This window comes from Ralstonia sp. 22111 (assembly GCF_052045895.1).
GTDB classification, from domain to species: Bacteria; Pseudomonadota; Gammaproteobacteria; order Burkholderiales; family Burkholderiaceae; genus Ralstonia; species Ralstonia wenshanensis.
Genome location: NZ_JBQEPR010000001.1, coordinates 446872 through 459289, shown reverse-complemented (window position 1 = coordinate 459289; position 12418 = coordinate 446872). Strand labels below are relative to the sequence as shown.

The 12418-nt window shown below is 66.3% G+C and carries 10 protein-coding genes; 3 read left to right on the top strand and 7 right to left on the bottom strand.

All coding sequences use genetic code 11. The annotated features are described in order from the left end of the window. Positions 1 to 3 precede the first annotated feature (3 nt). Genes ACTJK4_RS02125 through ACTJK4_RS02100 form a run of 6 tightly spaced genes read right to left on the bottom strand, consistent with a single transcriptional unit; the run spans position 4 to position 7470 of the window. Positions 4 to 1161 (bottom strand): acyl-CoA dehydrogenase family protein, encoded by a 1158-nt coding sequence (locus tag ACTJK4_RS02125; RefSeq protein ID WP_316874984.1) that lies wholly within the window; start codon positions 1159 to 1161, stop codon positions 4 to 6. A gap of 60 nt (positions 1162 to 1221) precedes the next feature. After that, complete coding sequence (locus ACTJK4_RS02120) at positions 1222 to 2841, bottom strand: acyl-CoA carboxylase subunit beta (RefSeq protein WP_440815709.1); 1620 nt, start codon at positions 2839 to 2841, stop codon at positions 1222 to 1224. Then, positions 2828 to 3715 carry an SDR family oxidoreductase gene (locus ACTJK4_RS02115; protein ID WP_440815706.1) on the bottom strand — a complete coding sequence of 296 codons (888 nt, stop codon included), beginning with the start codon at positions 3713 to 3715 and terminating at the stop codon, positions 2828 to 2830. The genes ACTJK4_RS02120 and ACTJK4_RS02115 overlap by 14 nt, the downstream gene beginning before the upstream one ends. A 38-nt stretch (positions 3716 to 3753) precedes the next feature. Next, complete coding sequence (locus ACTJK4_RS02110; protein WP_232041721.1) at positions 3754 to 4908, bottom strand: acyl-CoA dehydrogenase family protein; 1155 nt, start codon at positions 4906 to 4908, stop codon at positions 3754 to 3756. 14 nt (positions 4909 to 4922) lie between these two features. Further along, positions 4923 to 6695 (bottom strand): acyclic terpene utilization AtuA family protein, encoded by a 1773-nt coding sequence (locus ACTJK4_RS02105; protein ID WP_440815703.1) that lies wholly within the window; start codon positions 6693 to 6695, stop codon positions 4923 to 4925. A 1-nt stretch (position 6696) separates the two neighbouring features. Next, complete coding sequence (locus tag ACTJK4_RS02100; protein ID WP_440815700.1) at positions 6697 to 7470, bottom strand: enoyl-CoA hydratase/isomerase family protein; 774 nt, start codon at positions 7468 to 7470, stop codon at positions 6697 to 6699. Between the two features lie 268 nt (positions 7471 to 7738). Between ACTJK4_RS02100 and ACTJK4_RS02095 the strand changes: the two genes are divergently transcribed. The 3 genes from ACTJK4_RS02095 to ACTJK4_RS02085 are packed head-to-tail and all read left to right on the top strand — an operon-like array spanning position 7739 to position 11447. Continuing rightward, positions 7739 to 10018 carry a TonB-dependent receptor gene (locus ACTJK4_RS02095; protein WP_440815697.1) on the top strand — a complete coding sequence of 760 codons (2280 nt, stop codon included), beginning with the start codon at positions 7739 to 7741 and terminating at the stop codon, positions 10016 to 10018. Further along, positions 10018 to 10773: a tetratricopeptide repeat protein gene (locus ACTJK4_RS02090; RefSeq protein WP_440815695.1), complete on the top strand. Its 756-nt coding sequence runs from the start codon at positions 10018 to 10020 to the stop codon at positions 10771 to 10773. The genes ACTJK4_RS02095 and ACTJK4_RS02090 overlap by 1 nt, the downstream gene beginning before the upstream one ends. Further along, a complete protein-coding gene (locus ACTJK4_RS02085) occupies positions 10764 to 11447 on the top strand; it encodes a Fe2+-dependent dioxygenase (RefSeq protein WP_440815692.1) in 684 nt (227 codons plus the stop codon). Before ACTJK4_RS02090 ends, ACTJK4_RS02085 begins: the two co-directional genes overlap by 10 nt. 9 nt (positions 11448 to 11456) lie before the next feature. Here ACTJK4_RS02085 and ACTJK4_RS02080 read toward each other — a convergent pair whose 3' ends face one another. Then, positions 11457 to 12383 (bottom strand): alpha/beta fold hydrolase, encoded by a 927-nt coding sequence (locus ACTJK4_RS02080; RefSeq protein WP_232041715.1) that lies wholly within the window; start codon positions 12381 to 12383, stop codon positions 11457 to 11459. Between the last annotated feature and the right edge of the window lie 35 nt (positions 12384 to 12418).

Here is a 12418-nt window from a genome sequence, read left to right as displayed (position 1 = left end):
CGTTCAGCCCTTCTTGCCGGGCAGCGTGTTCATGTATTTGCAGATGATGCCGAGCATCACCTCGTCCGCGCCGCCTCCAATCGAGCCCAGGCGCCCATCGCGGTAATAGCGCGAGACCGGGTTGTCCCACGTGAAGCCCATGCCGCCCCAGAACTGCAGGCAGGCATCGGGCACGATGCGCGCGAGCCGCCCAGCCTTGAGCTTGGCCATCGATGCCAGCTCCGTCACGTCCTGCCCGTGGATGTACAAGTCGCACGCGCGATATGTGAGCGCACGCAGCGCTTCCACTTCCGTCTTCAGCTCGGCCAGCTTGAAGTGCACCCACTGGTTGTCGAGCAGGCTGGCGCCGAAGAGCTTGCGCTCGCGTGCGTACTCGGCGGTGGTCTCGATGCACATCGTCATCGTCGCCAGGCTGCTGGCCGCGGCCCACAGGCGCTCCTCCTGGAACTGCAGCATCTGGTACGTGAAGCCCTTGCCTTCCTCGCCGATGCGGTAGCGCTGCGGCACGCGCACGTCGTCAAAGTAGATGAGGCCCGTGTCCGACGAGTTCATGCCGATCTTGCGGATCTTCTTGCCGACCGACACGCCCTTCGTGTTCATCGGCACGATGATGAGCGACTTGTTGCGGTGGGCCGGGTCATCGGACGTGTTGGCCAGCAGGCACATCCAGTCGGCCTGCAGGCTGTTGGTGATCCACATCTTGCTGCCGTTGATGATGTAGTCGTCGCCGTCCTTGCGCGCGGTGGTCTTGATGCTCGCCACGTCGGAGCCGGCGCTCGGCTCCGATACGCCCACGCAGGCCACCGCATCGCCGCTGATGGCGGGGGCGAGAAACTGTGCGCGCAGTTCATCCGAACCGAAGCGTGCGAGCGCGGGCGTCGCCATGTCGGTCTGCACGCCAATCGCCATCGGCACGCCGCCGCAGTGGATGTGGCCAAGCGTCTCGGCCATCGCCATCGCATACGAATAGTCGAGCCCCAGCCCGCCGAATTCAGTCGGCTTGGCGATACCGAGAAAGCCCAACTCGCCCATCTTCTTGAAGAGCTGCTTGGCGGGAAACATCTCCGCCGCTTCCCATTCATCCACGTACGGGTTGATGTCGCTGTCGATGAAGCGTTTCAGGTTGCGCTGCAGTTCCTGGTGTTCGTGGGTGAAGTGCATGGTGTCTCGCTCCGTTGTCCTGTTGTGCTCGGCAGTTCGTGTATGGATTTCGGGATGGCGTTACGGGCGCGCAACGCCAAACTGGATGGGATGCAGCGTTCGCCTGCGCGCCTCGTCGCAGACGGACAGCACGCAGGCGAGCACCTTGCGCGTGTCGCGCGGGTCGATCACGCCGTCGTCCAGCAGCCGGCCCGAAATGGTGAACGCGTCGGACTGCCGCTCGAACGTGTCGATCACCTTGGCGCGCATCGCTTCGATGGCGTCGTGGTCGACGGTCTGCGTCTTGCGTTGCATGCTGGCGGCCATGACGGTCGCCATGGTGCCGGCGGCCTGCTCGGCGCCCATCACGGCCGTCTTGGCGTTGGGCCAACTGAAGCAGAAATCCGGAAAGAAACCGCGCCCCGACATGCCGTAGTTGCCCGCCCCGAACGACGCACCGCAATGCACCGTGATGCGCGGCACGGTAGCGTTAGCCATGGCCTGGATCATCTTCGAGCCGTGCTTGATCATGCCGGCCTGCTCCGACGCCTTGCCGACGATGAAGCCGGTGGTGTTTTGCAGGTACAGCAGCGGCGTATCGGACTGGCAGCACGCCTGGATGAAGTGCACCACCTTGGTGGCGCCCGCCGGGTCCAGCGGCCCGTTGTTCGTGATGACGCCAACGCGCATGCCGCAGATCGCCGCGTGCCCGGTGACGGTGCCTGGGCCGTAGTCGGGCTTGAACTCCAGGAAATCTGATCCATCGGCAATGCGGGCAATCACCTCGCGCATGTCGAGCGGTTTGCGGTGATCGGCCAGCGCAATGCCAAGCAGTTCTTCGGCATCGAAGCGCGGCGGCGCATAGGGCCGATTCGCTGCAGGCACATCGCGGTTCCAGTCGAGCGCGGCAACAAGTTCGCGCACGATGCGCAGCGCATCCGCATCGTCTTCGGCCAGGTATTCGGCCAGGCCCGAAGTGGTGGCGTGCATTTCCGCGCCGCCCAGTTCCTCTTCGGTGGCGATCTCGCCCGTGGCTGCCTTCAGCAACGGCGGGCCGGCGAGGAACGCGCGCGCGCGGTCGCGCACCATCACCACGTAGTCCGACAGGCCCGGCATGTAGGCGCCGCCCGCCGTGCTCGACCCATGCACCACGCTGATCACCGGAATGCCCGCCGCCGAGAGCCGCGCGAGCCAGTAGAAGCCGCTGCCGCCGTGGATGAAGGTCTCCACGCGATACGTCAGCAGGTTGGCGCCAGCCGATTCGACGAGATGGATGAACGGCAGCTTCTGCTCCAGCGCAATGGCCTGCGCGCGCTGGAACTTCTCGATGCCCATCGGCTGCACGGCACCTGCGTCGATGCCCGCGTCGTCAACGATGATCATGGCGCGCACGCCTCTCACCCAGCCGATCCCAGCGATGAAGCCGCCGCCAGGAATGGACCGCGCCGGGTCGGCGTGATCGAGGCAAAAGCCCGCCAGCGTCGACAGCTCAAGAAACGGCGCACCGGCGTCGAGCAGGCGGCCAAGCCGGTCACGCGGCAGCAGTTGCCCGCGTTGCTCAAAGCGCGCGCGCGAGGCTTCGGACTTGTCGCGCGTGCGGTTTTCCAGCGTGCGCAACTGCCCGACGCGCTCCGTGAGCGCGGCATGGTTCTGCTGATACGCGTCGCTCTGCGGCACGATGCGCGACTCAAGTGCCGGCATTGCGGTCCTCCTTGTCTTGCAGCACCTTGGGCGTCACGGCCAGGTGAAAGCCGTTGAACGGCGCGGCACCATGGCGCGGTGCCGGCATCGGCGCCCCGGGCCGCACGTTCGGCCGGCCGCCATCCACGCGCAACGTCGTGCCGGTAATGAAGCCCGCCGCTTCCGAGAGCAGATACACGATCGCCGACGACACTTCCGCCTCGGTGGCAAAGCGCCCGAGCGGCACCGTCGACGGCATGCTGCGAATGGTGTCGGCCATCCACGGCGGATACGCGTCCATGCCCGACGACGCCACGTAGCCCGGCGCCACCGCGTTCACGCGCACGCCGTACTGCGCCCATTCGAAGGCGGCCGTCTCCGTCAAGTTGACCATGCCGGCGCGTGCTGCGCCCGAGTGGCCCATGTTCGGCATGCCGCCCCACATGTCGGCCACGATGTTGACGATGGCGCCGCCGCGCTGCTGCATCGCCTGGTTCAGGCATTCGCGCGCCATGAGGAAGCCGCCCGTCAGGTTCGTCTGCACCACCGCTTCCCAGCCCTTGGCGGAGATGTCCTTGAGCGGCGCCGGAAACTGGCCGCCCGCGTTGTTGACCAGCGCGTCGATGCGGCCGTGCTCGCCGTAGATTTGCGCAACGGTCGCTTGCACGGCGGCCTCGTCGCGGATGTTGCAGACGTAGGCGTGCGCGGTGCCGCCGGCTTCGACGATCTCCGTGCGCACCGCGGCGAGCTTCTCTGCATTGCGCCCCACCAGCGCAACGGCCGCGCCGAGCGACGCCAGCTCATGCGCCGTGCACCGGCCGATGCCGCTGCCGCCGCCCGTCACCACGGCCACCTGCCCCTGGAACAGCCCCGGTCGAAAGACTGAGCGATACATGGTTCTCTCCCTGAATGCTGAATGCGCGCGTTAGGCCCTTAGGCCCAGCCGAGCTGTCGCGCAGCAAGGTCGTTGAGGACTTCCTCCGCGCCGCCGCCGATCATGTAGACCTTCACTTCACGATAGATGCGCTCCGACTTCGTGCCGCGCATGAAGCCCATGCCGCCAAGCAATTGCACGGCCGTGTCGGCGCAGAACTGCAGGCTCTGCGTGGCGAAGTTCTTCAGCATGCACAGCTGCGCGACGGGTGCATCGCCGGCTTGCATGCGCCGCATCAGGTCTTCAAGCAAGGCGCGCGTCGCTTCGATACGCGTGGCCATCGCCACCAGTTTCTGCCGCACGACTTGATGCTGCACCAGGCGCTTGCCGAAGGTCTCTCGCTGGGTGGCCCATTCCACGGCTTCGGTCAGGCACGTGCGCGCCAGGCCGTAGGCCTGCATCGCCAGCGCAAGGCGCTCGTGGTTGAAATTGCGCATCACCAGCTCGAAGCCGCGGTTTTCCGCGCCGAGCAGGTTGCGGGCCGGCACGCGGCAGTTGTCGAAGTGCAGTTGCGCGGTGTCGGAGCACCACCAGCCCATCTTCTTGAGCGGTGTGCGGGACAGGCCCGGCGTATCGCCCTCCACCAGCAGCACGGAGATGCCGCCCGCGCCCGCACCGCCTGTGCGCACCGCCACGGTGATGTAATCCGCCCGCATGCCGGAGGTGATGAAGGTCTTGCTGCCGTTGACGATGTAGTGATCGCCGTCGCGCACCGCGCGTGTGGTGAGGTTGGCGACGTCCGAGCCGCCCGAGGGCTCGGTGATGGCGAGCGCGCTGATCTTCTCGCCCGCCAGGATTTCGGGCAGCACACGCGCCTTCAATTCTGCCGATCCGCCAGCCACGATGGGCGGCGCGCCGATCGTGTGGCTGAACAGCGATGCGAGCAGACCGCCGCTGGCCGCTCGCGTCAGCTCTTCGATCATCGCCAGTTCCAGAAACAAATCGCCCGGCGTGCCGCCGTGCTCCTCGGGGAAACCGATGCCGAGCAAGCCAAGGTCGGCCGCTTCGCGGTACAGCGCACGCGGAAACGTCTCGGCCTCTTCCCACGCGTCGATGTTTGGCATCACGGCCTTGTCGACAAAGCGACGAACGGTCTCACGAAACGTTTCGTGATCGGCGTCGAAGCGGGCAGACGGCAGCAGACCTGAGAGCATGATCGCCTCGTCAATCAAGAATGGTCGACCGGCACACGCACCGGCATCGTCAGCAGCACCTGCGCCATGCCCTTGCCGAGCGGGTCGTTGCGCAGCGACGCCATGCCGCCACCGCCCAGCGCCTGCTCGCACACAAAATTGAGGGCGTGGATGCCGGGCAGGTCGTAGCGCGTTACACGCCCCTTCACGACGTGGGCAAGGTACGCGGCGACGGCGTCTTCCGTCAATTGCGCGCGCAGCAGCGGCAGGTCTTCAGGCCGACGCGCGATGACGCCGATATTGGACGTGTCGCCCTTGTCGCCGCTGCGCGCGTAGGCGAGGTCGATGAGGGGCACTTCGCGCGTTGGGCCAGGGGGCAATGCAACGGAGGCCTGCGCCGCAGCGGACGGTTCAAGCGCGGCGCCACCCGTCGGCACGGCGATGTCGATGCTGTCGCCACCCAGCAGCGTCACGCGCGCCTGCACGCGCGCCTTGTCGATCAGAAAAGCGTATTGCTTGATGGCAGGCACCACGCTTGGCCGCCCACCTGCGCCTGTCGTGCCCGGTGCCCACGACGTGCCGGCCGGGGCGATTTCGCGCGCGAACAGTTCCAACGCCTGCTTGTTTGGATGCGTCACCGCCAGCCACATCACCGATTCAAATCGCGGCACGTTCGGCTGATGCGGCCCGAACAGATACGCCGAACCGAGCGTCTCGATATGCGTTGCGCTGTAATCCGGCAGACCGAGTTGGCGGAACAGGCCGCGCGTGCGCTCCAGAATCGCCTCGGCGGTGCGGCGCGCCTTGCGATCGGCGTCGATGCCGACGACGGTGAGCTGACCCGTCGCGCGATAGCCGTCGGCATACGTTGCGCTCACCTTGTAGTCGGGCGTGGGCGCGAGGCCGCGTGCGCCGCGCACTTCGACGCGATGCTCGGCCGCCTGCGTCATCGTCACCTGCGTGAAGTCGCACACCACATCGGGCAGCACGTAGCGCGCCGGGTCACCGATTTCGTAGAGCAGTTGTTCGCCCACCGTCGCAGGCATCACCAGCCCGCCCGTGCCGTCGGGCTTGGTGACGATGAAGCTGCCGTCGGCCCGGCATTCGGCAATCGGGTAGCCGCTGTGTGCCCAGTCGGGCACGGCTTCCCAATCGGTGTGCAGTCCGCCCGCCCCCTGGCAGCCGCATTCAAGGATGTGCCCGGCGAGGCTGCCGGCGGCGAGCCGATCGTAGTCGTCGGTGGCCCAGTCGAAGTGGTGCATCAACGCGCCGAGCGTGACGGCGCTATCGACGCATCGCCCCGTAATGACAACCTGCGCGCCCGCATCGAGTGCCGCCTTGATCGGCAACGCGCCGAGGTACGCATTGGCGCTGACCACCTTGTCGGGCAAGGGGCGGCCGCTCTGCAATTCGCGCACACCTTCATCGCGCAGAGCAGGCAACAGCGGCATGACGTCGTCGCCTTCCACCACCGCAATGCGCACGCTCACACCCAGTTCATCGGCCAGCGCCTGCAGCGCCGTTGCGCATCCGCGCGGATTCACGCCGCCCGCGTTGGCGATGATGCGGATGTTCTGCGCCAGCGCATCCTTGAGCACCGCGCGCATCGCCACGCTCACAAAGTCGGTGGCGTAACCCAACTCAGGGTTTTTCATGCGCGCGCTGGCCAGCAGCGACATGGTCAGCTCGGCCAGGTAATCGAAGACGAGAAAGTCGAGGCGGCCCGAGGCGACCAGTTGCATCGGGCCCGTGATGCTGTCGCCCCAGAAACCGCTGGCTCCGCCGATGGAAACGGTGTCCTTGCGCATGTCAGCGCCCCGTCCAGTTGGGGGCGCGCTTTTCGCGAAAGGCGGCTTGGCCTTCCTGTGCGTCTTCGGTCAAGGCAAACAGGCCGATCTGGCTTTCGGTAAAGGCCATGGCCTGCTCGAAGCTGAGCGATTCCACTTGCTTGAGCGTGTACAGGCCGCGCCGGATGGCCGACGGCGATTTGTCGACCAGCCGCGCAAGCAATGCATCGACCGCCGCATCAAGCGCTTCTGGCTCAGCGACTTCGTTGACGAGGCCGGCGGCGAGCGCGCGGTCTGCGCTGATCGGTTCGCCTGTCAGGCATAGCTCGTTGAGCACGCGACGCGGCAACTGGTGCTGCAGCACCGCCAGCACCTGCGCCGGAAACAGGCCGACCTTGACCTCCGGCAATCCGAACGTGGCGCTGCGGCTGGCCACTGCCAGATCGCACATCGCCAGCAAACCCATACCGCCCGCCATGCAGGCGCCGTTCACGCGGGCGATGAGCGGCACAGTGCAGCGACGCGCCTGGCGAAACAGATCCGCCAGGGCCTGATGCGGCTGGGAATAGTCGAAGCGAAAGGATTGGCCGGTTTGCAAATCGGCGCCGGCACAGAAGGCACGCGTGCCGGTGCCGGTCAACACCACGGCGCGCACGTCGGCGTCACGACCGGCGTTGGCCAGCGCGGCAGTCAGCGCTTCGAGCACGGACGCGTTGATCGCGTTGCGGCGGTCTTCGCGCTGAATGGTCAACCACAGCGCTTGGCCGCGCCGCTCGATGAGGAGTTCCGGGTCCATGCTCGCCTTGAAAAGGGATTCGGTTGGACAGCCTGCCCGGCAATACTAAATCATTTGCTTGAAAAAATGGAAGCGTTCGGGTGCCGTAGCGCTCAACAATTTTCTACAGCGGAGCCGGAGCGTCCTAACTCCCTGATTTATATGGCGGTCCCACTGCGACCGTAAGCAATTCGCCAGCCGGCGCGTTGACTCGCTCACATGTAAACGATAACAATTCTCATTTACAACAAACATGTGACAACAACTTTCAGGGGAATGTCACCACGTCATGTCCGCAGCACAGATCGAACGCAAGCGCACCGAACATTCGGTGGTGGGCTACCTGACCGGCGCGATGAGCTTCGCCGTGGCTTCAGCGCCGGCGCTGGCCGACACGAAGAAAGACGCCGTATCCGCCACCCTGCCCGAGCAGACCGTGACCGGCACCAACGGCTTCAAGACGGATACCGCGTCAGGCGCCAAATTCACTGCGCCGCTGCTTGATACGCCCAAGTCCGTCACGGTGATCCCCGCAGAGGTGTTGCAGGGCACCGGCTCCGTCACGCTCACCGAGGCGCTGCGCACGGTGCCGGGCATCGCGTTTGGCGCCGGCGAAGGCGGCAACCCCGTGGGCGATCGCCCGTTCATCCGCGGCTACGACGCGCAGGCCAGCACCTTCCTCGACGGGCTACGTGACATCGGGGCGCAATCGCGCGAGATGTTCAACGTGGAATCGGTGGAAGTCATCAAGGGGCCGTCGGGCGCGTATGAAGGCCGGGGCTCGGCCGGCGGGGCGGTCAACATCGTCACAAAGACGCCAAAGCTTGAGCACTTTACCGAGGGCACGCTGTCGGTCGGCAACGCGGCGTACAAACGTGCCACGGCCGACGGCAATTACCAGATCGGCGAGCACGCCGCGTTCCGCCTGAACGCGATGGCGCACGACGCCGCCGTTGCCGGCCGCGACGTGACGAGCTTCAGCCGCTGGGGCATCGCGCCGTCCATCGCTTTTGGGCTGGGTACGCCCACGCGCGCCACGCTGTCGTACTACCACCTGCAATCGAACGACACGCCGGACACCGGCATTCCGTACAACAACGGCACGTTCAACCGCCGCACCGACGGCCGCCCGCAGCTGTTCGCCCCCGGCGACGGCGCGCCCGTGAATGTCGACCGCAACGTCTACTACGGCCTGTCGCGCGACTTCCGCCGCGACCGCGCTGACATGGGCACCTTCACGCTGGAGCACGATGTGTCGACCGCGTTGAAGCTGCGCAACACCACGCGCATCGCCCGCACCAGCCAGGACACCATCTGGACGCAGCCCGACGACAGCCAGGGCAACATCTACTACGGCATGGTCTGGCGCCGCACCAATTCGCGATACTCGGTGGCCAATACCGTCGCCAACCAGACGGAAGCAACCGGCAAGTTCGACACCGGCGGCCTCAAGCACAGCTACGCGGCGGGCCTGGAGTTCTCGCGCGAGCGCAGCCGCAATGACACATACGCGGTGGCCACCGGCAGCAACCGCTGCCCGAACGGCGTCGGCGCGGCGGGCGGCTACAACTGCACGGATCTGTTCAATCCAAACCCGAACGACCCGTGGGCGGGCAGCATCAAGCTCAACAACAATCCGGCAGAGACGACGGTGCGCACCCAGTCGGCCTACGTATTTGACACGATCGAGCTGTCGCCGCGCTGGCAGGTCAACGGCGGGCTGCGCTTTGATCGCTATTCGGCATCGGCCACCACGTCGGCCAATGCGCAGGGCGTGCGTTCGACCTTCTCGCGTGACGACAACCTGCTGAACTACCAGCTCGGCCTGGTGTTCAAGCCTGTGCAGAACGGCAGCATCTATGTGGCGTATGGCACATCGTCGACACCGTCGGGCTCGGTGGCGGGCCAGGGCGCCGATACCAGCGCGCTCACGCCGGACCGCTCGGGCAATCGCGGCGACGTGCTCGCTCCGGAAAGGAACCGCGCCTACGAACTCGGCACCAAGTGGAACGTGCTCGACAGCAAGCTTGCGCTGACGGCTGCGATCTTCCGCATCGAGACGACCAACGCCCGCATCGTGCAGCAGGACGGCACCGCCGCCATGGCCGGCAACAAGCGCGTCGATGGCTTCGAGCTGGGGTGGTCGGGCGCGCTGACCAACCGCTGGCAAGTGTTCGGCGGTTACACGTATCTGAAGAGCGAGCTGCGCAACAACGGCGGCGCGGGCGCAGCTTTCGGTGGCACCAATGGCACGGCCTTCCCCAACACGCCGAAGAACAGCTTCAGCCTGTGGACGACGTATCAGCCGATGCCGAAACTCACGCTCGGCGGCGGCGCTTATTACGTCTCGAAGGTGTGGGGTAGCACCAACCCCGCCAACCCGAAGTGGGTGCCGGCGTACTGGCGCTTTGATGCCATGGCCGCATACCGCATCGACAAACACACCACCCTGCAGCTGAACGTGCAGAACGTGTTCGACAAGGTGTACTTCAACCAGGCGTATGCATCGCACTACGCATCGCTGGCGCCGGGCCGCACGGCCATCCTGACGCTGGGCATCCGCTACTGATGCCGACGCACGCAGCAACCGCCGCCGCTGCCGACCCGGCGGTGGTCGATGCCATCCACGCCGTGCTAACCGGCCCCGCTGATCGCGCCGCGCGCTGGCTGGCTGGTGCCGCCCAGCGCGGGCACACGGAAGCGCAGGCGATCCTCGGCCAATGGCTGCTCGATGGGCGCGGCGTCGAACGCAACCCGGGCGAAGCACTGTTCTGGTTCAAGACCGCCGCGCTGTCGGGCCACGCGATGGCTGCCAACATGCTGGGCCGCTGCTATGAGCACGGTTGGGGCGCGCCCGCCTGCGACAGAACCGCCACACATTGGTACGCCCGCGCCGCCGATGCCGGTCTCGATTGGGGCCAGTACAACTACGCGACAAGCCTGCAGCTCGGACGCGGCATCCCGGCGAACCGCGCTCGCGCCTTCGCGCTCTTCCAGGCTGCGGCTGCACAAGGACACGCCAAGTCGATCAACGTGCTCGGCGGCTTCTATGAAGACGGCTGGGAAGTCGAGACTGACACGGCAATGGCCCTGCGCTGCTACCTGCGTGCCGCAGAGGGCGGCGACTTCCGCGGCCAGTTCAACGCTGCACGCCTGCTCGCACTCGCCGACCGCGCAGACGACGCCCTCACCTGGATGCAGGCCGTGCCGCGCACCGCTACGCCCGCCTTCCTCGCGAAGGCGCATGACTTTCTTGCAAGCCATCCCGATGCGCGTTTGCGTGCGCTGGCCCGCGCGCTGACCATCCCATCGCCATGTTGCTGAAGATTCCCGCCGTCCTCACCAAGGAACAGGTCGCGCAGTGCCGCGCCACCATAGACGCTGCCGAGTGGGTGGACGGCAAGGTCACGGCCGGCGCGCAGTCGGGCCAGGTGAAGCAGAACATGCAGCTGCCCGAGGGCTCGCCCGCTGCGCGCGAGGTCGGCAGCTTGATTCAGGATGCACTTTCGGCCAATACGTTGTTCTTCTCCGCCGCGTTGCCGCTTAAGTTGTTTCCGCCGCTGTTCAATCGCTACGCGGGCGGGCAGACCTTCGGCAACCACGTCGACAACGCCGTGCGCCACCTGCGTGGCACCGATTTCCGCATCCGCAGCGACCTCTCCTGCACGCTGTTCCTGACCGAGCCTGAAGACTACGACGGCGGCGAACTCGTCATCGACGACACCTTCGGCGAGCACCGCGTCAGGCTTGCGGCGGGCGACATGGTGCTCTACCCCAGCAGCAGCCTGCACCGCGTCACGCCCGTTACACGCGGCGCACGCGTCTGCTCGTTCTTCTGGCTGCAGAGCATGGTGCGCAGCGACGCGCATCGCACGCTGCTGTTCCAGATGGACACGGAACTGCAGCGGCTGATGGGGCTGCTGGGGCAGGACGACGCATCGGTTATCGCGTTGACGGGGACGTATCACAACCTGCTGCGCGAGTGGGCCGAAGCGTAGACGCCCGCCTCAGGCAAAGTACGCCCGCATCTCCTTGAGCAACGCCTCCGGTGCCTCTTCCGGCACGTAGTGGCCGCATGGCACCGTGCCGCCGCTCACGTCCTCGGCCACGGCACTCCACAGCTCCAACGGCTTGAAGCAGCGTTGGATCACGCCGTGCTCGCCCCATAGCACGCGCAGCGGCACGCTCACGCGCTTGCCGGCGTCGCGGTCGGCGCGATCATGTTCGAGGTCGATGGTGGCGGCGGCGCGGTAGTCCTCGCACATGGCGTGCACGCAGGCGGGTTCGCGCATGGCTGCGGCGTAGGTCGCCATTGCTTCCGGGGCGAACGGTTCGAGCCCCGCGTGGCGCAGGCCCATCAGCTTGCCGATGTAGAAATCGGGCGTGGCGTTGATGAGCGTCTCGGGAAACGGCGCGGGCTGGATCAGGAAGAACCAATGCCAGTAAGCAGTTGCAAACGCCATGTCAGTGTGCTCGTACATCGCCAGCGTGGGGGCGATGTCGAGCAGCATGGCGCGCTCGACGTGCAAGGGGTGATCGACACACAGGCGATGCGCCACGCGCGCCCCGCGGTCATGCGCGCACAGCCGGAAGCGGCCGAAGCCGAGTGCGCGCATGACCTCCACCTGGTCCTGCGCCATGGTGCGCTTGCTGTATTCCGCGTGCCGGGCGCTGCCGGCCGGCTTGGACGAGGCGCCATAGCCGCGCAGATCGGTCGCAACGACGGTGTAATCGTGCGCCAACTCATGCGCGACCTTGTGCCAGATCACATGGCTTTGCGGATGGCCATGCAGCAACAGCAGCGGCGGACCGCTGCCGCCGATCACCCCCGCGATCTCCACCCCGTTGACCATTTGGCGGAACGGACGAAAGCCGGGAAACAGCGCGGCGTCTGCAGCAGCGGTGGCGGCATCGATGGAAAGCGGCGTGGTCATGCAAGTCTCCGGTGATCAGTCGTGGGGGAAGCAAT